This window comes from Streptomyces kanamyceticus (genome assembly GCF_008704495.1).
Taxonomy (GTDB): domain Bacteria; phylum Actinomycetota; class Actinomycetes; order Streptomycetales; family Streptomycetaceae; genus Streptomyces; species Streptomyces kanamyceticus.
The window spans coordinates 2,365,845-2,385,749 of record NZ_CP023699.1 but is presented as its reverse complement, the minus strand read 5'-3'; the positions used below and the strand labels follow the sequence as shown (position 1 = coordinate 2,385,749).

Genomic DNA, 19,905 nt, shown 5'->3' with positions numbered 1-19,905 from the left:
AACAGCAACAGGGACGGAACGTACGAGGCGCCCTGCGACGCGGGTGCCGCAGGGCGCTGTGGAGCTGTGCGTTGCCTGATGGTGGGGGTGGGCCGACCCTCCGTCAAGAGCGGAATCCGGTCAGGGAACGGGCCACGACGTCCGCATTGCGGACGTCGCCGGATAGCGGACGGGGTGCGGGGCGCCGGGGGCGGGAACGGGAGTCGCGCACACCGGGGCGGGCGAGACGGAGACGCGGTACCGTCCGCCTTCCGCGCGGCTCGCGCCTTCCGCGTCTCCCGCGCGGCCCGCACGGGAACCGGTGGGCGGTGCGCCCCGCTGTGGCGCGGGCCGGACGGCGCGCTGATCTCCGGCGCCCTCCCCGACCCGCGCGGCCCGTACGCGAGGCGGAGAGGCGTGGCTCCGGCAGGCCCTGCCGCGCAGCCGCAGGGGTCAGAAGAACACCCCGCACCGCAGCAGCACGTTCGCGTACGGCCGCGCCTCCCCCGTGCGGACCACCAGGCGCGCGTCCGCCGAGCGGCGCTTGAGTTCCTCGTGCGCGATCAGGTCGAGGCCGGGGAGGCTCTCCGCGAGCAGCCGCGCCACCGCGGGGTTCGCCTCCCGCACCTCCCGCGCCGCCGTACCGCCCGCCACCACGAGCTCGTCGAGCAGCCCGTCGAGCACCTCCGCGAAGGCGGGGACCCCGGCGCGGAACGCCAGGTCCACCACGCGCGGGCCCGCCGGGATCGGCATGCCCGCGTCGCAGACCAGGACCGTGTCGCCGTGCCCCAACTCGGCGAGCGCGCCCGCGAGATGGCGGTTCAGGATGCCGGACTTCTTCACGGGGCCGGGACCTCCGCGGGAGCCGGGGGGAGTTCCGAGGCCGTCGGGTAGGAGCTCTGCGCGCCCCGGCGGGTGACCGCGGCCGCGCCCACCCGTACCGCGTAGGCCGCGGCAGCCGCCAGCTCCTCGCCGAGGCCGAGACGCCAGCCGAGCGCCGCCGTGAACGCGTCGCCCGCGCCCGTCGTGTCCACCGCGGCGACCTTCGGGCTCGGGACCCGAACGCAGGAGTCCGCGCGCCCGTCCGCGGTCAGCGCGCCCTCGGCACCGAGGGTGATCACCACCGAGCGGGGCCCGAGCGCGAGCAGACCGTGCGCCCACTCCTCGGGCGTCTCGCCCGCCGCGTCGCCGAGGACGACCCGCGCCTCGTGCTCGTTGACCACCAACGGGTCGCAGGCGGCGAGGACTTCGGCGGGCAGCGGGGCGGGCGGCGACGGGTTCAGGACGAAGCGGGTGTCCTGGCTCAGCGCCCTGACCACCTCGGCGACCGTGTCCAGGGGGATCTCCAGCTGCGCGGAGACCACCCGGGCGGCGGCGAGCAGGCCGCTCGCCGCGCGGACGTCCTCAGGGGTGAGCCGGGCGTTGGCGCCCGGCGAGACCACGATGCTGTTGTCGCCGGAAGGGTCGACCGTGATCAGCGCGACGCCGGTGGGCGCGCCGCCCACGAGCAGGCCCGCCGTGTCCACTCCCGCCGCGCGCTGCGCGTCGCGGAGCAGCGTCCCGTGGGCGTCGTCGCCGACCCGCGCAAGGAGCGCGGTGCGGGCGCCGAGCCGGGCCGCGGCGACCGCCTGGTTGCCGCCCTTGCCGCCGGGGTGGACGGCCAGGTCGGAGCCGAGGACCGTCTCGCCCGCCGCGGGGCGGCGCTCGACCTCCACCACCAGATCGGCGTTGGCCGAGCCCACGACGAGGAGGTCGTAGCGGTCGTAGTCGTCGTTCATGCGCGGTTTCCTGCTTTCGTACGGTGGTGTGGCGAGGTTCTGCCGGGTCGCGGGGCAGCCGGGGCGCGGCTCAGGAGAAGTCCTCGACGTTCTTGGAGGTGACGATCTTCACCGGGACCATCACCGTCTCCCGGACGTCCTTGCCCCGCGCGGCCCTGACCGCGTTCAGCACGGCGATCCTGCCGAGCTCCTTGGGCTGCTGGGCGACCGACGCGTACAGCGTGCCGGCCTCGACCGCCTTGATCCCGTCGGGGGTTCCGTCGAAGCCGACCACGGGGACGTCCTTGCCCGCCCGGTCGCCGAGCGCCTTGACCGCGCCGAGCGCCATCTCGTCGTTCTCCGCGAAGACGCCGGTCACGCCCTTGTGGGACTGGAGCAGGTTCGTCATGACGTCCAGGCCCTTGGTGCGGTCGAAGTCCGCTGGCTGCTTGGCGACGACGTCGATGCCGGGGTACGCCTTGATGCCCTCGGCGAAGCCCTGGCCGCGCTCCCGACTCGCGGAGGTGCCCGCGGTGCCCTGGAGGACCACGATCTTCCCCTTGCCGCCGAGCTTGTCGGCGAGGGTCTTCGCCGCCAGCTTCCCGCCCGCGACGTTGTCGGACGCGACGAGCGTGGCGGTCTCGGCCTTGTTCACGCCGCGGTCGGCGGCCACCACCGGGATGTCGGACTTGTTGGCGCCGCGCACGGCCGGGCCCGCCGCGTCCGAGTCCACCGGGTTGACGATGATCGACTTCACGCCCTCGCCGGTGAAGTTCTGCAGCTGGTTGGACTGCTGGGACGCGTCGTTCTGCGCGTCGGTGACCGTCAGGTCGACGCCCGCCTTGTCGGCCTCGGCCTGCGCGCCCTCCTTCATCTGGACGAAGAAGGGGTTGTTGAGCGTGGAGAGGGACATGCCGACCTTCGTCGTCGTGCCCGAAGAGCCCGAGTTGAAGAAGGAGACCGCGCCGATCACCGCCGCGGCGACCACGGCGGCGAGCGCGATCTTGAGAGCCCGCGGCCCCTTGCGCCCGGCCGCCCCCGAGGCGCCCGACGAGGCCCCGGGCGTCGCGCCCGCCTTGCGCCGCAGCGTGTCCAGGAGGACGGCGAGCGCGATGACGACGCCGATGACGACCTGCTGCCAGAACGCCGACACCGAGAGGAGGTTGAGGCCGTTGCGGAGCACGGCGAGGATCAGCGCGCCGATCAGCGTGCCCGACGCCTTGCCGACGCCGCCCGCGAGGCTGGCGCCGCCGATCACGACCGCGGCGATCGCGTCCAGCTCGTAGCCCTGCGCGGCCTGCGGCTGCGCGGAGACCAGACGCGAGGCGAGCACGATGCCCGCGACCGCGGCGAAGAGACCGGAGAGGCCGTAGATCACGAGCTTCTGCCGCTTCACGCGGAGCCCGGAGAGCCGCGCCGCCTCCTCGTTGCCGCCGATCGCGTACATGGAGCGGCCGATGAACGTACGCCCGAGGACGACGGCCGTGACCAGACCCATCGCGATCATCACGATCACCGGCACCGGCAGCCAGCCGCCGACGGTGTCACCGAGGTGCGAGACCGAGTCGGGGAAGGCGATCGGGCTGCCCTGCGAGATCACCAGGGAGAGGCCGCGGGCCACCGAGAGCATCGCCAACGTCGCGATGAACGGCGGGAGTTTGCCGTACGAGACGAGCAGACCGTTGACGAACCCGCAGGCGATGCCGGTCGCCACGGCGAGTATCACCGCGAGCCAGACAGGCACCCCCTGTGACGTCGCCGACCAGGCGAGGACGGTCGCGGAGAGCGCCGCCACCGAACCCACCGACAGGTCGATGCCCGCGGAGACGATCACGAACGTCACGCCGAACGCGAGGATCGCGGTGACGGCCGCCTGCACGCCGACGTTCAGCAGGTTCTGGGTGGTCAGGAAGTCGCCCGAGAGCAGCGACATCGCCACGACCAGGACGATCAGGGCGCTCAGCGCGCCGTTGTCGAGCAGGACGCGGCGGAGCGAGGTCGCACCACCCGTGTCGCGCTTCAGGGTTTCAGTGGCCACGGGAGCCCTCCGCTTCGTGCGCTTCGTGATGGGGTACGGCCGCGGTGGTGACGGCGAGGGCCATCACCGCGTCCTGGGTGGCCTCTTCGGCGGCGAGTTCACCGGCGATCCGGCCCTGCGCCATGACCAGGACCCGGTCGCTCATGCCGAGCACCTCGGGCAGATCGCTGGAGATCATCAGGACCGCGTGCCCGGAGGCCGTCAGCTCGTTGATGAGCTGGTAGATCTCGACCTTGGCGCCGACGTCGATGCCGCGCGTCGGCTCGTCCAGGATCAGCACCTTGATGTCGGCGAGCAGCCACTTGCCGATGACGACCTTCTGCTGGTTGCCGCCGGAGAGCGTGCGCACGTGCTGGCCGAGACCGGCCATGCGCACCCCGAGCTGCTCGGCGATCCGCGCGGCGGCGCGCTGCTGCCCCTTGAGGTCGACGAGCCCGGCGCGGGTCGCCGAACGCAGCGTCACCAGACCGAGGTTCTCCCGCACGGAGGCGTCGAGCACCAGACCCTGGCCCTTGCGGTCCTCCGGTACGAGACCGATGCCCGCGCCCATCGCGGCGTTCACGTCGTGCCGGGGCAGGCGCTCGCCCCCGACGCCCACGGTGCCCGCGTCGTAGGGATCGGCGCCGAAGACGGCGCGCGCCACCTCGGTGCGCCCGGCCCCGACGAGCCCCGCGAGGCCGACGACCTCGCCTGCCCGCACCTCGAAGCTGACGTCGTGGAAGACGCCGTCCCGGGTGAGGCCCTCCACGGACAGCAACGGCGGCCCGGTGTCCGGGCGTTGGCGCGGATACTGCTGCTCGATGCTGCGGCCCACCATCAGCCGGACGAGTTCGTCCTCGGGCGTCGACGCGGGCACCTGGTCGACGCTGCGGCCGTCCCGCAGGACGGTGACGCGGTCGCCGAGGGCCGCGATCTCCTCCAGGTGGTGGGTGATGAAGACGATGCCCACGCCGTCCTCGCGCAGCGCCCGGACGATCCCGAAGAGCTTGTCGACCTCCTCGGAGGTGAGGACCGCGGTCGGCTCGTCCATGATCAGGACGCGCGCCCGCAGGCTGAGCGCCTTGGCGATCTCGACCATCTGGAGCCTGGCGATGCCGAGTTCACGCACCTTGGCGCGCGGCGAGACGGTGAGCCCGACGCGCCGCAGCAGCTCCTCGGCGTCCGCCTCCATCCTCTTCCGGTCGATCATCCCGAAGCGGCGCGGCTGCCTGCCGAGGAAGATGTTCTCGGCCACGGTCAGGTCGGGGACCAGGTTGAACTCCTGGTAGATGGTGGCGATGCCGAGCCGCTCGGCGTCCTGCGCGCCGTGGATGCGGACGTCCTCGCCGTCCACGACGACCCGGCCCGCGTCCGGCCGGTAGGCGCCGGAGAGCATCTTGATCAGGGTGCTCTTGCCCGCGCCGTTCTCGCCGAGCAGGACGTGCACCTCGCCGCGCCGCAGGTCGAAGTCGACGGAGTCGAGGGCGACGACGCCGGGGAAGGTCTTGCGGATGCCTTCGATGCGCAGCAACTCGTCGGGGTGGCTCACCGGTTGCTCCTTTCCGAGCTGGGGCTTTCTGTTCCGGCTGTTCCGGGGTCGGGCTCGCCGCACGAGCGCCGGACCACGAGACGGGCGGGCAGGGTCACAGATCGCGGGCTCCTGCCCTCGATCCGGTCGACCAGCGCCCGCACGGCGGCCCGGCCGAGATCGCCGGTCGGCTGGGCGATGGCGGTGACCGGCGGGTCGGTGTGCACGAACCAGGGGATGTCGTCGAAGGCCGCGAGCCCGATGTCCTGCGGCACGCGCAGGCCCTGCGCGCGGATCGCGTCCAGGGCGCCCAGTGCCATCAAGTTGTCGGCGGCGAAGACGACGTCGGGCGGTTCGGGCAGGGCGAGGAAACGCTCGGTGGCGCGTCGCCCGCTGGCCGCCTGGAAGTCGCCCTGTCCGATGTAGGCGTCGGGCAGCGCGATGCCGTGCTCGTGCAGCGCGTCCCGGAAGGCGTCGACGCGCTCGCTGCCCGTGGTGGTGGCGGCCGGGCCCGCGATGATGGCGAGCCTGCGGTGCCCGAGCCCGTGCAGGTGCGCGACCAGGTCCCGTACGGCAGCCCGCCCGTCGGAGCGGACCACCGGAACGTCGAGCCCCGGGATCCACCGGTCGACGAAGACCATCGGCGTCGTCCCGGCGCGCGCGGCGTCCAGCATCAGCGGGGAGCCGCCGTCGGTGGGCGAGACGAGCAGCCCGTCGATCCGCCGGTCGAGCAGGGTCCGTACGTGGTGGTCCTGCAGCTCGGGACGTTCGTCGGCGTTGCCGATGATCACGCTGTAGCCGAGCGCGCGGGCGGCCTCCTCGACGGAGCGGGCCAGCTCGGTGAAGTACGGATTGAGCACGTCGCTGATCACGAGCCCGAGGGTGCGGGTCTGGTCGGTGCGCAGGGACCGCGCGACGGCGTTGGGCCGGTAACCGAGCGCCTCCACGGCGGCGAGCACGCGGGCGCGGGACGCCGGGCTGACCGAGGGATGACTGTTCAGCACGCGCGACACCGTGGCCACGGACACCCCGGCCTCGGCCGCGACGTCCTTGATCCCCACGGAACTCGGAGCCATCGCCGTCCACCTCCTTGTGGAATCGATTACACGAGGATTGGAAACGATTACACGGGTGTGTGACAAGGGGTGAAGGTGCCTTGAGGGGTGAGCGAGACCTGATTGTGATGAAGGGCTGACGGGGGCGCCCCGTAAGGGGCGCGGGGAACTGCGCGAGCAACCACGACAAAGCCGCAGACGCGTCTGCCGAGGACCCGGCAGTCGCGACTGCGGCTTTCCGCACGCCGAGCGCGCCCACGCGGCGGAGCCGCAAAAGTCACAGCCCCGCGCCCCTTACGGGGCCCTGCTCGGCGTCAGGCGTCGCGGAACGGCACCGTCAGCCACGGACTGTCCGGGTCCGTGGTCAGGACGCGGTGGGCGTGCAGGACGTCCGTGTACCAGGGGCCGAAGCCCTCCTCGTCGAAGTGGAGGCAACGGCCCAGGACGTAGCCCGCCGAGAACTCCGGCCAGGAGGCGTACGCGGAACGCGCGGCCGCGGAGGCGCGTTCGACGGCCGCGCGCAGTTCGGTGTGGGTCGCGTAGCGGGCACCCCTGCCCCAGCGCGCCATCTTGGACGCGCGCCCGATGTCCCAGGCCGCGACGGTGCCCACGAGGCCGTCCGGGGGCAGCAGTTCGTCGGCGCGGAAGCGGGCCTCGTAGCGCAGCACCTTGCCCGCGAGGGCGCGCAGGGCCATGACGAAGTCGTCGAGTTCGGGGTCCTCGCCGGGCAGGTGCGGCGTGCCGGGGCCGCCGGACTCCAGGGCGCGGGCGCGAAGGGCCGAATCGATGCCGTCGCGCCACTGCTCGGGGTCGACGCGCGGACCCTGCCGCGCGATCAGTTCCGTCCGCGCGCCGAGCACGAAGTCCCAGTACCAGGGGGAGACTTCACGGGCCAGGAGCCCCTCCTGCATGGCCAGCCAGCCCTCGCGGTTGTGCACGCCCCAGGACTCCGCGAGGCGCCCCACCTCGTTGTGGTGGCCCGCGCCGTGCCAGTCGAGGGTGTTCCACGCGTCGCCGTTGGCGAAGCACAGGTGCGCGCCGCACGCCAGGCCGTGCAGCAGTGGTCCAGGACCCGGCGCCCCGGTGCGGCGGGTCTCGATGCGGTCGGCCCGCGCGTCCGGCCTGTGGTGGCGCCGGTGCAGGTCGGCCCAGACCTCGCGCTCGTCGTCGGTGGTGAGGTAGTACTGCTCGCACGGTGTCGCCGCGTTGATCACCAGGAAGTCGACGTCGTCGGGGCATCCTTCGGTGAGCGCGCCGAGCGTGACGTACTCGTACACGACCGCCGGATGGGGGCGGGGCAGCAGCCCCGCGGTGTAGACCTGCGCGACCTTCCTGCCGTCGGGCAGTTCGAGGGTCAGCAGCGGTCCGGTGGCCGCCTCGGGGCCCTTGTCCGCGCGGGGCACCGGACGGTACAGACCCTCCACGGCGACGGCCCGCAGATAGGTGTACGCGTCGTCGGCCTCGCACAGCTCGTACAGGTGCTCTTCGAGGTCGGCGGGCGCCTGCCAGCGGCTGCCGTCCCTGGGCGCGGCGATGCTGGGGAACACGTCGTCGTGGTACTCGTCGTGGTACTCGTCCTCGTCCTTAGCCTCGACTGCCGCGCGCATGCTCGATCTCCGCTGTCGGATGGGTGATTGGATCTTGCACCCTACGCGGGGGAGCCGCACCGACGACCTATGCGGGAGCGCCGATCCGCAGCGACTTCAGGCCGTTGATGAAGTGCGAGACGAGCCGCCGGGGCGGTTCCACGAGCCGCAGTTCGGGCAGGGACCGGACGATCTCCTCGTAGAACACCCGGAGTTGGAGGCGGGCGAAGTGCGCGCCCAGACAGACGTGCGGGCCCTCGCCGAACGCCACATGGGGGTTGGGCGAGCGCGACAGGTCGAGGCGGTGCGGGTCGGTGAAGACACGTTCGTCGTGGTGGGCGGAGGCGTGGAAGACCACGACCTTTTCACCGGCGGCGATCCGCGTGCCCGCGAGCTCCGTGTCGCGCGCCGCCGTGCGGCGGAAGCTGAGCACCGGCGGGTGGTGGCGCAGGAGTTCCTCCACGGCCGTGCCGGTCGCGACCTCGCCGCGGCGCAGCCGCGCGTACTCGCGCGGGTGCCCGGCGAGCGCGAGGAGGCCGCCGGGCGCGGCGGAGCGCACGGTGTCGTTGCCCGCGACGGTGAGCAGGAAGAAGAACATCTCCAGTTCCGGCTCGGTGAGTTCGGGGTCGGCGGCGAGGGTCGTCATGATGTCGGGCTCGGCGTCGTCGCCGACGGGCGTGCGCCGCTTCTCGGCGGCCAGCGCCCGCGCGTAGTCGAACATGTCCCGCAGCTGCGCGGGCGAGCGCGGATTCACCGGTCTCCCGTCGGGGCCGATGACCGGCGGCGCGGCCTCGTCCGGGTCCTGGTAGCCGATGACGCGCCGCGTCCAGTGCAGCAGCAGACCGCGGTCGGCCGGGGGCACGCCGAGCAGATCGGCGAGGTTGAGCAGGGCGTACTCGTCGGTGACGGCGGTGACCACGTCGAAGGTCCCGTCGCTCTCCCGGGACCGCGCCACCGCCGCGGTGATGAGTGACGCGGCGCGCTCGCGGGCCCGCGCCTCGAACCGGTCGACGCGCCGAGGTGTGAACGCCCGGCTGACGATTCTCCGCAACCGGCCGTGGTCAGTGGGGCCTCCCCTGCTCGAACGGAGTTGAGAGCTTGGGGAAGGGTCCTGATTGAGCATCATGCGCCGGATGAACGGCAGGTCGGCCGGGTCGGGGTCGCGGATCTGGGTGGCGCCGAGGTGCGAGGAGAAGGTGGCGGAGTCCTTGAGGACGCGGACCACGTCGGCGTGCCGGGTGACCGCCCAGAAGCCGGGGCCCGCGGGCCAGCCGAGCACCGGGGTCTCCTCCTGCCGGGCCACCGGGTGGTGGTCGCGCAGCACGCGGTACCGGTCGTGGGGGATGCCCGCCGCGTAGAGGCGGGGGTCGAAGACGTCGGGGACCGGGGGCGGCCCGCCGCGCGGGCTCATGCCGGGGCGTCCCCACCGGCGCGCGCGGCTCCGCCGCCACCGCTGGCCGCGTCGCCTCCGTCGCCGTCCGCGCGCAGGAAGTCCTCCACCGTGCGGATCAGTTCGAGAGGCACCTCGTCCATCGCGTAGTGTCCGGCCGTCGCGAGTTCGGCGAGTTCTCCGTGGACGTACGAGCGCAGCCAGGTGCTCCGCATGAGGTCCGCGGAGAGCGCGGGGTCGAGCGCGCCGGTCACGGTGAGCGCGGGCACGGTGGCGCCCGTCACCTCGGTGTGGAAGTCCTCGCCCGCCCAGGAGTCGAGCCAGGCGCGGAACGCCTTCGGTTCGCTCACGGCGAGCGAGCGGTCCACCATGCGGTCGAGCCAGGCGCGCGGGCGTACGCCGCCGGTGGTGATGTCGATGATGGTGCGGCGGCTCTCGGGCAGCTGCGCGGCGGACGCGAACAACTCCCATTGTTCGGGCGGCAGTCGCAGGCCTTGCGCGGGTACGGGGGACACGCCGACGAGGCGTCGTACGCGGTGCGGCGCGGCGGCCAGGACGCGCTGTGCGACGCTGCCGCCCATCGAGTGGCCGATCAGCGAGAACCGCTGCCAGCCGAGCCGGTCGGCCAAGTCGAGGACGTCGGCCGCCCCTTCGGTCGTGGTGAAGGCGCCGACGGCGCCCTTGGCCTCGCCGTACCCGCGCAGGTCCACCACCGCGTACTGGAAGGCGCCGAGGTCGAGGTCGTCGAGCACCGGCGCGTACGCCGACCGGTCGGCGAACCAGCCGTGCACCGCGACGACCTTGTGCGGTCCCTCGCCGAGCAGGGTGTGGGGGAGCAGGAAGGAGGCCACGTCGGCTCCGATCGCAGGCGGCGTCGGACGGCACCGGCCGGCGGCCGCCCGCGACCACGGTGTCCTCAACCGGCCAGGTGCGCAAGAGCGCGGGGCCGCCGTGGCCGGGTGGTCCCGCGGATGCCGCGGGGACAAGGGTCAACTTGGCGGACGGCCTGCGATCCGGTGCCGTGGTTGGTCAGAATGTGGCATGGCCATCCGTCGCCTCAGCTACCGGCTCGGCCAGGAGCCGCACACCGGATCCTGCCGTCTGATCCCCGCACCAGGAGGCCAGGGACAACGTCCCACAGAACCAAGCGAAGCGGAGCTCGCCGCGGCGGTCGAGCGCGTCATCGGGACCGGCATCGGCGCGGAGATCGACGCAGGGACCGGCGCGGCCGTGGAAGCCGGTGCCGACGTAGCCTGCGAGTTGAGCTACAGCCTGCTCCCCGACGGCGCCCGCCTCCTCTGCGCCGCGCTTCCCGGACAGCGCGTCGAGGCGCTGCACCTCGGACCCGAAACCCCGGGCCCAGGGCCCCTGTGGCCCATCGACACCTGGTGTTCGGCCAGTTGGGAGCCCGGCGCCCCGGACACGCTCGGCGCGGGCTTCGTCGAGTCCGAGCTGCCCGCCGCCGAACCGGCCGCCACCGGCGCCCACTTCGACCGCGAGCTGCTCGTGGAGTTCGCCCGCGCGCGCTCGGGCCGCGTCGCGCCCTTCCTCGCCGATGTGCGCCGCCTCTTCGACGATCCCGCGGGACGGCAGATCGTCCTGGTCGAGGACGACCCCGCAGCCGTGGCCCGCTGGATCGCCCTGGCCTGTGCGTCGCTCCCCGAGGCGTACGTCCCCGCGCTGACGTTCACCACCTGGACCAGGGATCCGTGGCGGGCCCCGCAGCAGATCATCGGCGTCGGCCCCGACGCCGGGTTCGACCGCTCGGACGAGGCGACCCTCGCGTATCTGTACCGGGTGTACGACGCGACCGGCGGACCCGAGAGCCCGCCCGCGGAGAGCGACGCGTGGGCCGAGCTGACGGCGGAGCGCTGGCTCGCGGGCAGCCCGCCGACGCCTCCGGTCGGCCCGCCCGCGGGGACGGACGACGCCTTCGCGCTCATCCCGCTGATCTCGGGCGGGGGCGCGGACCCGCGGTCCCCGGACGGCGCCGATCTCGCCGGGCTGAGCGGGAAGTCCCTGCGCGCGACCGTCGACGCCTTCGCCGCCGCCGTAGGGAGGGGGGAGACGGACGAGCGCACCCTCGACGAACTCGACCGGCTCTGCCGTGGCCTCGACGGCGAGCACGCCGTCGCCGCGCGGCCGCTCGCCCTCGCCCTCGTCAAGCACCGCCTGGACGCCACGGACGGGGGCGCGCTGCCCGATCTGACGGCCTTCGAAGGGCTGCCGCTCGGCCAGGACGCCTGGCGGGAGCTGCGCGAGACCTACGGCGGCCGCGCCGACGACGCCCTGCGCCGCGCGCTGCGCGGCCCCATGGCCTCCTGGACCGAACCGCTGCGGCTCGCCCTCGCGCTGGGCGCCGACGGCGGGCCGGGACTCGCCGAGGCGATGGACCGGATCGCCGCCGCCCTGCTGCGTCCCGGGCGGCGCGACTGCGAGAACGCCGTACGGGTCCTGGAGGACATCGACCGCACGTCGTTCACCCGCCGGGTCCTTCGCCTGCTCATCGTGGACTTCACGGAACACAAGCTCGACCTGCTGCGCGAACTCGCCCGCTCGCCGCAGGGCGACTGGCTGCGCCGCAACATCGAGGACGCGCCGCTCACCGTCCGGCTCGCCGCGGCCGCCGCGTACTGGAGCGGTCCCCCCGACCACCTGCGCGGCGCCGAGCTGTTCGACCGCCTCACCGAACTGCTCTCGGCGCAGCGGGTCGAGGACGTGAAGACGCTGAAGCTGCTGTGGCGCATGGTGTGGCGCAACAGAGGACCCGACCGCGCCGAGCAGCCCTGGATCGCCCGCACCTGCACACCGCGCCTGATCGTCGAGGCCGACCTGGGGCGCCGCGTGATGGGCTGGGTGAAGGAGCCGGACCGCTGCGACCGCGACCTGGTCGAGTTCGCGAGGGTCATGCAGCACGACCAGCAACTCGGCGTCGTGGACCGGTACTCGGCGGAGCTGCTCGTCCTCGCCCAGGACCTCGCCGACGGCAGGGCCGTCGTCGACAAGCGGGCCGTGGACCGGCTGCTGGAGCTCGGCCGCAAGGTCTCGCCGCTGGGCGCGGTCCTGCGTCAGGGCGTCGACGAGCGGGTGGCGGGCGCCCTCGCCCGGGCCAATCCGCTCGACCTGTGCGAGTCGCACGGACTGCAGATCCTCGTCGCCGCGGGCCCGGGGCTGCTGCGCACCTACCGGTCGCAGATGGTCGACTACGAGCACTGCGACCGTCTCGTACGCGAATTGCCCGGCAGGCCCGCCGAGTTGGCCGCGTACTACCACATCTGGCGGCCCCGCAGACGGCACGGCGTCACCGCGGAGTGGCGCGAGGTCGCCGCCGAGCTGCTCGACCACGTGCTCGCGCCCGTCCTCGCGCACCTCGACCACCACCACCTCGGCCAGGTGGCCACCGTGCTGGAGCGCGAGGGCCAGGACGTACAGGAATGGACCGCGTGGCGGCACCGGGTGGCCCAAGAGCCGCGATGACCGCCCTCCCCCTCTCCCCGGCAGGCCCGGGGCGCACCGTCTGCGGCTCCCCGCGCCGCACCACCCTCCCCACGAAAGGACCAGCGTGAGCGACACCAGCGAGGCCGCCGACAACTTCCCCGGCGGCAGCATGGCAAGCCGCCCCGTGCACTTCATCTGGATGCTCGACTGTTCGGGTTCCATGGGGGTGAACGGCAAGATCGGCGAACTGAACTTCGCCATCCGCGAGGCCATCCCCGAAATGCAGCAGGCCGCCCAGTCCAACCCCGCGGCATCGCTCCTGGTGCGCGCCGTCACCTTCGCGAGCGGCGCCAGCTGGCACGTCAGCGAGCCGACGCCGGTGGACACGTTCGCCTGGGAGGACGTGCACATCTACGGCGCCACCGACATGGGCGCCGCGTTCAAGCTGGCGGCGGGCGCGCTGCAGACCCCGCCGATGCCCCAGCGCGCCCTGCCGCCCGTACTCGCGCTCGCCTCCGACGGGCAGCCCACCGACGACTGGCGCGCGGGCCTGCGCGCCATCGACGCCACCCCGTGGGGCAAGCGCGCCGTCCGCGTCGCCGTCGCCATCGGGGACGACGCCGACAAGAGCATGCTCAAGGAGTTCCTCGCCAACCCCGAACTGGAGCCGCTGCAGGCGAAGAACCCGCGCCAGCTCGCCGCCGCCATCCGCTGGATGTCCACCGCCGTCGTCAAGGACGCCTCCACCCCCAAGGTCGACGACGGCACCAAGCAGACGACGCCGATCGACGTGCCGTCGATGACCAAGGGCGAAGACGACATCTGGTGAGCGGTCCCGAGACGACGACGGAGGCGGTGGCGACGGCGGCCGGTCCCTGGACGCTGCTCGACGGCGCCGTCAAAGGCGTGGCGAAGAAGTACAGCCAGGACCGCGGCGCGGCGCTGTCCGTCGCGGACGGCCGCGCCGTCGTCCTCGCGGTCGCCGACGGACACGGCAGCGCCGCGCACTTCCGCAGCGATCTGGGATCGCGCTGGGCGGTCGAGGAGTTCACGGCGTGCGCACGGACCTTCGCGCACGAGGTGGCCCGCGTCGGCGCCGACGCGGCGGGCTGGCCGGGACTGCGCGCGGAGGCCCGCGGGCTGCCCCGGCAGGTGGGCCACCGCTGGCGCGAGCGGGCCCTGCTGCACGACGCCAACTCGCCCGCGCACGGCGCCCGTTCGCGGGCCTTCGGAACGGCCTGCTGCCCCGGCGCGCAGGCCCGCGAGGAGCCGCCGGACCTCGCCGCCTACGGCAGCACGCTCATCGGGGCCGTACTGACCCGGGACATGGTGTTCTGCTGGCAGCTGGGCGACGGTGACGTCGTCTTCGTCGACGGGGACGGCGTGCCGCACACGCCGCTGTCCACCGGGCCCGACCTCGGCGACGAGACGGACTCGCTCTGCGAGCCCGAGCCCTGGCGCAAGACACGCTCGCACTGGCAGCCCTTCACGGGCGGCGTCCCGCCGTGCCTGCTGATCTCCACCGACGGGCTCTCCAAGAGCTTCGCCGACGACCAGGGGTTCCTGGACTTCGCCACCGGACTGCACGAGCGCGTCACCGAACAGGGCGTGGCGGCGGTGCGGACCCAGCTCCCGGACTGGCTGGCGCGCGCGGCCAGGTTCTCCGGGGACGACACGACCCTCGTGGGTGCCGTCACGGCACCCGCACAGCACAGCGACGCGACGTGAGAGCCGAAAGGCAGAGAGGAACAGCATGGTGAACGGCATGCTCGCCGCCGGAAAGACCCTGGTGGCCGAGTCGGGGGAGAAGCTCAAGGTCGCCGAGCTCTTCGGCTCAGGCGGCCAGGGCGAGGTCTACCGCGTCCTGACGCCCACCGGCGACCGCGCGGTGAAGTGGTACTACCCCCAACTGGCCGACGCCCGCCAGCGCGAGATCCTCGAAGGACTCATCGCCAAGGGCTGGGACGACGACCGGTTCCTGTGGCCGCGCTCCATCGTGATGGACCCCGAGGGCACGCAGCCCGGCTTCGGGTACCTGATGGACGTACGGCCCGCCCGCTTCTGTGATCTGCCCGCGCTCTTCCGCCGCGACCCCTCGGTGGCCGCGGCGACGATGCGCACCCTGGTGACGGTGGCCCTGCACACCGTCGAGGCCTACCGCGCCCTGCACTCCCGCGGCATCGCCTACCGCGACATCAACTGGGGCAACATCTTCTTCGACCCGCGCACCGGCGACGTCCTGGTCTGCGACAACGACAACGCCGTGGTGGAGGGCGCCGAGGCGGGCGTCGCGGGCACCATGGACTTCATGGCGCCCGAGCTGGTCCGCGGCGACAAGGGCGTCCAGCCCGGCACCCAGAGCGACCTGCACTCCCTGGCGGTGCTGCTCTTCTACCTCCTGATGAACGACCACCCGCTCAACGGCGCCCTCGAACTGAACATCCGCTGCCTGGACATGGCGGCCAAACGCAAGCTGTACGGCACCGACCCGGTCTTCGTGTACGACCCGAAGGACACCCGCAACCGCCCGGTGCCCAGCGAGCAGCCCACCGTCGTGGCGGGCTGGAACGCGCTGCCGCAGGTCCTTCGCGACCTGTTCGTGCGGACGTTCACGGACGGCCTGAGGAGCCCGGCCCTCAGGGTGCGCGAATCGCAGTGGCGCGAGGCGCTCAGCCAGGTCCTGGACGCCATCACGCAGTGCGGCTCGTGCGGCAAGCAGAACCTCACCCAGCCGGACGGCGCACCCCCCGAGTGCTGGAAGTGCCGCACCACGCTGACCCTTCCGCCGCGCCTCGAACTGGTCACCGGCACCGGCACGTTGCGCACCCGGCGCGGCATCCGCCTCGCCCCCAGCGCCCGCGTCTACGCCCACCACCTGCGCGAGGACCCGGAGCGGCACGACTTCACCGCCGTGGTCGGCGAGGTGACCGAACACCCCCAGCAGCGCGGCAGGTTCGGACTCACCAACCGCACCTCGTCGGTGTGGACCGCCCGCAAGGACGACGGGACCGTACGGGACGTGGAACCGGGCAAGACGATCGCGCTGCGCTCGGGCCTGCTCATCGAGTTCGGGAGCGGCACGGAGGCGGTCGTCAAGGAGTAGCGGAGTAACTCCCGCCTCCGGGTGGCAAGTTCACGGCCGCGGCCGCCGCCATCTGTGCCACCACGCCGACCACCAGGGCGGCGTGGGCGGTGCGGGGGGCGGCGGTGGCGGTGGCGCCGCGGGCAGGACCGCGTGGGCCGGTGCCGTGCCCAGCGTCACCGCGTCGGGCCTGGCCAGTGGTGTCACGGTGATGGCGCACTCGGCGGCGGACACGGGGAGTTCCACCGAACTCCCCGCCCGGTACGCGCTGCGCGGCACCCGCCGCTGACCGCCGAGCCGCCCGTCGCTCCACGCCACCAGGACGAGGACCGCGGGCTCGGGCCAGTCGAAGCCCAGCTCGGCCCGGTCGCGCGCCACCCGGCGTACGGCCAGATCCGATATGACGCCCGGGTGTTCGATGACGACGCTGGGCCCGGACACGGCCCGCTCGCCGAGCACGCTCACCGCCGTCATGCGGACCCGCTCGCGGGGGCGCGGCACCAGTTCGACCCGGGTGTCGGCGCCGGGCGCGGCCGCGGGGAGCCGGTCCACGAAGCCGGAGAGGTCGGTGCCCGGCGCGACGGGGCCCGCCGTCCACGGCACGAGCAGGCCGCTGCCGCGATCGGGCGGCCGCCACGCGATGGTCACACGGCCGGCGTCGACGTCGCGCCGCACGGTGAGTTCCTCCACCGGCGAGGGCCACGGGTCGGCGTGCGCGGTGACGTCGACACCGCGCGACCACTCCAGGCCGCCGTCCGGATCGCGGTAGCCACAGCGCACTTCGTACGTGTACGTCCCCGGGGCGAGCGGGGTGTCGAGCAGCCGGTCGTGCTCGCACTCGACGCGGACGAGCGAGCCAGCGCCCCAGCCCGCCGCATCGGCCCCGGTGCTCGAGCGCGTCACGCGGACCTCGGCCGCCGCGGGGTCGGGCCGCCAGCGCAGCAGGAGTCCGTCGGGCACGGCGTCGGCGCGCAGCTCCGTCACGTCCGGAGTGAGCAGCACCGGCGCCGAGACGCGCGGCACCCCGGCCAGCCGGTCGCGGCGCAGCGGGAACACCGCGTACCGCAGCGGACGGCCCACGGGCGCGTCCGCGTCCACGGCGCGCGGGCCGCTCTCGTGCGCCGAGGTCTCCACCGCGAGCTCGGGTGCGCCGTCCGGGAAGCGCAGCACCCGGTACCCCGTCCCGGAAGTGCCGCGCGGCGGCTCGCACCAGGACAGGCGTACGGACCGGTCGTCGACGTCGGCGCGCACCGCCGCGTCCGACGGGGCGAACGCGTCGTCGGCGAGCAGCGCGGCGACCCGCAGCAGCCCCGTCTGCGCGTGCGCGTCGTCCCTGGCCACGCGCAGCGCGCCGAGCCAGGCGTCCGCCGAGGCCCGCAGCGCGCCGGTGGACTCCAGGGCGGCGCCGTCGGCGGTGAGCCGGTCGACGTCGCGCGAGCGCGCGTGGACGGCGTCGACGAACGCGGTGAGCCGGTGGTCGGCAGGGCCGTCGGGGTAGGCGGAGTCGAGGGGCAGGCGCGCGAGGAGCCGCTCGGTCTCCCGAAGGCGCACGCCGGGCCATACGTCGTTGAGGGTCTCGGCGGCGTGCCGCGCGGGCCCCGCCGGAGGAAAGCCCGTCGCCACCGCGTCGGCGAGCGGACCCGCCTCGCCGCGGTGCACGCCGAGGGCGACGGCCGCGTCCTCGTCGGGCGTGCCTTCGCCGTCCCTGAGCGCGCAGCACAGCTCCCATAGGACGAGCCTGCGAAGTCCCATCGGATCGTCGCGCACCACGGTCTCCAGGATGTCGACCAGAGCGGCCGCGGTGTCCGAGCGCGGGTCGGACGAGGCGAGCCACCGGCCGCGCGCCCGCCGCACGAACCGCAGGTCGACGCGGAGCCAGATGCCGCCGCGGCCGGGGAACCAGAGGCCGTCCAGGACGCGGAAGCCGTCGTCCTTCTCGGCCTTGGGCAGCGTGCCGAAGACCGCGTCCGTCGTGGTCGCGGGCGCCGGGGCGCGCAGCGCGTCCGCCGCGTGCCGGAACCGCGCCGCGCGCAGGGCGTCGCGCAGCGGCAGATAGCCGCGCATCGCGGGGAAGCGCGGCAGTACGGGCGGCGGCAGCCGGGCGCCGCTCGCCTTCGGGTGCTCGCCCGGGCGCAGGACCGCCATGCCTCAGCCGCCCGGTGCCGTGTAGAAGTACACCCGGACCACCGCGGTCTCCGGGCGCTTGCCGAGGTTGTGGAAGTCGTCCGTCGCGGTCTTCTTGGTGAACATGTCCGGACGGCCCTTGCCCAGCAGGGAGTTGACCCGGTGGGCGTAGACCGTGCCGTTCGGGCCGCCGCCGAAGGTCAGCACGAGCGCGGCGGTGCGGCCCGACCACTTGCGGGTGCCCCGGGAGATCTGCTTGGCGAGGTCGCCCTTGTCGTCGCCCGACACCTGGAACTCCTGCGGCCTGCGGTCCACCGAGCGGGGGCCCGTGGGTGGGCGGGTGGGTTCGCCGTCCTTCGAGTGGCCGGGCTTGGGGTGGTCGTCGGCCTGCGGGTCGGGCCGGTCGGCCATCGACACCAGGGCCAGCACGAGCAGCAGGTCCGCGAAGAGCCACCCCGCGAGCACGACGGTGCCGAGCCGCCCCGCGCGCCGTCCGCGCGGTCGGCGTCGGCTCACGCGCCCGCTCCGTCGCGCGGCGCGGCGTCCTGCGGCTCGTCGGGGTGACGCGGCGCGGGCGGTCGGCCATTGACGACCACGGCGGTCGTGGCGTCGTCGGCCGCGGCGCCGTTCGCCGAGCCGCCGTTCACCGGACCGCTGGGGCCGAGGCTGCTGTCGGCCGAACTCCCCGGAAAGGGCGTGCTGTTGGCCGCGAGCGAAGGGCCGGTGTGCGGAGGGCCGGTGTGCGAAGTGCCCGCGTACGCCCCGCCCGTCGGCGCGGACAGCGTGGGCAGCGACCCCGCGAGGGCGTCCATGCGGGCGTCGAGGCGGGCCGCCGCGTCCTGCCAGTGGGCCGCCGCCGCGTCCCAGCGCTCGGTGGCCTCGCGCATGCCGTCCACCGCGTCGCCCGTGCGCCCGGTGCTCGACACCAGGGCCCGCGAGGCCTGTTCGGTGGCTTTCGCCACGGACTCGGACTTGGCGACGAGCGACTGCTGGGCGGAGACGAGCGCCTTGAGCGATGCCTCGACCGTGTCGCCCGCCGTCTTGACGTGGTCGGCGATCCCGCGGGCCGCGAGGGCGTTGGCCCGGCCCGCCTTCGCGGTCTCCGCCGTGCCGTTGCGCAGCGTGGCGTCGATGCGGTCCGCCGCAGCGCCGAGCTTGGGCACCTCCTTCGTGAGGGCCTCTGCCGCCTGCTTGAGCGTGTCGGTGGCCTGTGCGACGGACGCCGTCGCGCCGGTGAGCGCCTGATGGCTCTGTCCCGCCGTCGTCGTCAGCTTGCTCAGCGTCTCCGCCGCCTTGGTCAGCTCGGAGGTGAACTGCTGCGGCGAGGCGCTGCGGCGCGGCACGAGGTGCATCTGGGCGCGGGTCAGCACCGAGGCGAGCTGGGCGAGCAGCTTCTCCCTCGCCGCCTCCTGCTCGGTCTCGTCGCGCTCGGCGCGGGCCCGCACGCGCGCGTGCCACACCGAGAGCCCCACCAGGAGGGCGATCAGGAGGACGGCCATCAGGGCCACGTTCTCGAAGCGGCCGAACGAGGAGAGGTGCCCGCCGAAGCCGGACTGCCACAGCTGCAGGAAGGGCCGCGTCGACTGCTTGGGGTCCTCCTCGCTGAGCTCCCCGTACGCCCGCACGGCCTCGCGCAGGCCGAACCAGGTGATCAGGAGCGGGATGAAGACGAGCACCCCGAGCGCCGCCTCCAGGAGCCGGTCACGCCGCCCCGACGTCTGCTCGGGCGGCATCCGCACGCTCTCCGGGCGCACATAGGCGTGTACGAGGTCGAGCTCGGCCCAGCGGTCGAGGCGGGTGTCGGTGCTCATGTCGCGGTGCAGCGCGGTCAGTTCGGCACCGCGCGGCTCCAGCTCGGGCAGGGCCGCGAGACGCTTCAACTCCTTGATGATCAAGGCTTGGTCGAGCAGCTGTGCGGGCGTCAAGCGGGTTCCCTCCCTGGGATCCGG

Annotated in this window: 15 protein-coding genes; 4 read left to right on the top strand and 11 right to left on the bottom strand. The window is 73.7% G+C overall.

Features of this window, described 5'->3' with window-relative positions; genetic code table 11:
* Positions 1 to 432 precede the first annotated feature (432 nt).
* From rbsD to CP970_RS09485, 8 genes are all read right to left on the bottom strand, one after another.
* On the bottom strand, positions 433 to 822 hold the full coding sequence (gene rbsD / locus CP970_RS09520; RefSeq protein WP_055556068.1) for a D-ribose pyranase: 390 nt from the start codon (positions 820 to 822) through the stop codon (positions 433 to 435).
* The gene (locus CP970_RS09515) at positions 819 to 1,757 is read right to left on the bottom strand and encodes a ribokinase (protein ID WP_055556066.1); all 939 of its coding nucleotides are present in this window, start codon (positions 1,755 to 1,757) and stop codon (positions 819 to 821) included. The genes rbsD and CP970_RS09515 overlap by 4 nt, the downstream gene beginning before the upstream one ends.
* A gap of 70 nt (positions 1,758 to 1,827) precedes the next feature.
* Positions 1,828 to 3,774: an ABC transporter permease/substrate-binding protein gene (locus CP970_RS09510; protein ID WP_055556064.1), complete on the bottom strand. Its 1,947-nt coding sequence runs from the start codon at positions 3,772 to 3,774 to the stop codon at positions 1,828 to 1,830.
* Positions 3,764 to 5,302: a sugar ABC transporter ATP-binding protein gene (locus tag CP970_RS09505; RefSeq protein WP_055556062.1), complete on the bottom strand. Its 1,539-nt coding sequence runs from the start codon at positions 5,300 to 5,302 to the stop codon at positions 3,764 to 3,766. The genes CP970_RS09510 and CP970_RS09505 overlap by 11 nt, the downstream gene beginning before the upstream one ends.
* Entirely contained in the window at positions 5,299 to 6,357 is a 1,059-nt protein-coding gene (locus tag CP970_RS09500; protein WP_055556061.1) for a LacI family DNA-binding transcriptional regulator, read from the bottom strand. Before CP970_RS09500 ends, CP970_RS09505 begins: the two co-directional genes overlap by 4 nt.
* A gap of 293 nt (positions 6,358 to 6,650) precedes the next feature.
* Positions 6,651 to 7,943: a DUF1266 domain-containing protein gene (locus CP970_RS09495; protein ID WP_055556060.1), complete on the bottom strand. Its 1,293-nt coding sequence runs from the start codon at positions 7,941 to 7,943 to the stop codon at positions 6,651 to 6,653.
* 67 nt (positions 7,944 to 8,010) lie between these two features.
* Positions 8,011 to 9,333: a cytochrome P450 gene (locus CP970_RS09490; RefSeq protein WP_150493178.1), complete on the bottom strand. Its 1,323-nt coding sequence runs from the start codon at positions 9,331 to 9,333 to the stop codon at positions 8,011 to 8,013.
* Entirely contained in the window at positions 9,330 to 10,163 is an 834-nt protein-coding gene (locus CP970_RS09485) for an alpha/beta fold hydrolase (protein WP_055544060.1), read from the bottom strand. The genes CP970_RS09490 and CP970_RS09485 overlap by 4 nt, the downstream gene beginning before the upstream one ends.
* Positions 10,164 to 10,353: 190 nt before the next feature.
* On the opposite strand from CP970_RS09485, the gene CP970_RS09480 reads away from it, so the two are divergent.
* The 4 genes from CP970_RS09480 (at position 10,354) to CP970_RS09465 (ending at position 15,853) form a co-directional block, all read left to right on the top strand.
* Positions 10,354 to 12,789 carry a GTPase-associated protein 1-related protein gene (locus CP970_RS09480; protein WP_055544059.1) on the top strand — a complete coding sequence of 812 codons (2,436 nt, stop codon included), beginning with the start codon at positions 10,354 to 10,356 and terminating at the stop codon, positions 12,787 to 12,789.
* A gap of 130 nt (positions 12,790 to 12,919) precedes the next feature.
* Positions 12,920 to 13,579, top strand: coding sequence for a vWA domain-containing protein (locus CP970_RS09475; protein ID WP_055544063.1), 660 nt, complete (start codon positions 12,920 to 12,922; stop codon positions 13,577 to 13,579).
* A complete protein-coding gene (locus CP970_RS09470) occupies positions 13,576 to 14,478 on the top strand; it encodes a protein phosphatase 2C domain-containing protein (RefSeq protein ID WP_157877646.1) in 903 nt (300 codons plus the stop codon). The genes CP970_RS09475 and CP970_RS09470 overlap by 4 nt, the downstream gene beginning before the upstream one ends.
* Before the next feature lie 25 nt (positions 14,479 to 14,503).
* The gene (locus CP970_RS09465) at positions 14,504 to 15,853 is read left to right on the top strand and encodes a protein kinase domain-containing protein (RefSeq protein WP_191094894.1); all 1,350 of its coding nucleotides are present in this window, start codon (positions 14,504 to 14,506) and stop codon (positions 15,851 to 15,853) included.
* A gap of 30 nt (positions 15,854 to 15,883) precedes the next feature.
* On the opposite strand, the gene CP970_RS45505 is transcribed toward CP970_RS09465, so the two are convergent.
* Genes CP970_RS45505 through CP970_RS09450 form a run of 3 tightly spaced genes read right to left on the bottom strand, consistent with a single transcriptional unit; the run spans position 15,884 to position 19,881 of the window.
* Entirely contained in the window at positions 15,884 to 17,977 is a 2,094-nt protein-coding gene (locus CP970_RS45505; protein WP_150493176.1) for a hypothetical protein, read from the bottom strand.
* 3 nt (positions 17,978 to 17,980) lie between these two features.
* Positions 17,981 to 18,472: a hypothetical protein gene (locus CP970_RS09455; protein ID WP_224058338.1), complete on the bottom strand. Its 492-nt coding sequence runs from the start codon at positions 18,470 to 18,472 to the stop codon at positions 17,981 to 17,983.
* Entirely contained in the window at positions 18,469 to 19,881 is a 1,413-nt protein-coding gene (locus tag CP970_RS09450; protein ID WP_150493174.1) for a hypothetical protein, read from the bottom strand. The genes CP970_RS09455 and CP970_RS09450 overlap by 4 nt, the downstream gene beginning before the upstream one ends.
* Between the last annotated feature and the right edge of the window lie 24 nt (positions 19,882 to 19,905).

Excerpts from the sequence above, each read along its gene's own strand:
- CP970_RS09475 (WP_055544063.1), top strand. The coding sequence starts at position 12,920 with ATGGCAAGCCGCCCCGTGCACTTCATCTGGATGCTCGACTGTTCGGGT.
- CP970_RS09495 (WP_055556060.1), bottom strand. The coding sequence starts at position 7,943 with ATGCGCGCGGCAGTCGAGGCTAAGGACGAGGACGAGTACCACGACGAG.
- CP970_RS09490 (WP_150493178.1), bottom strand. The coding sequence starts at position 9,333 with ATGAGCCCGCGCGGCGGGCCGCCCCCGGTCCCCGACGTCTTCGACCCC.
- CP970_RS09465 (WP_191094894.1), top strand. The coding sequence starts at position 14,504 with ATGGTGAACGGCATGCTCGCCGCCGGAAAGACCCTGGTGGCCGAGTCG.
- CP970_RS09515 (WP_055556066.1), bottom strand. The coding sequence starts at position 1,757 with ATGAACGACGACTACGACCGCTACGACCTCCTCGTCGTGGGCTCGGCC.
- CP970_RS45505 (WP_150493176.1), bottom strand. The coding sequence starts at position 17,977 with ATGGCGGTCCTGCGCCCGGGCGAGCACCCGAAGGCGAGCGGCGCCCGG.
- CP970_RS09480 (WP_055544059.1), top strand. The coding sequence starts at position 10,354 with ATGGCCATCCGTCGCCTCAGCTACCGGCTCGGCCAGGAGCCGCACACC.
- CP970_RS09500 (WP_055556061.1), bottom strand. The coding sequence starts at position 6,357 with ATGGCTCCGAGTTCCGTGGGGATCAAGGACGTCGCGGCCGAGGCCGGG.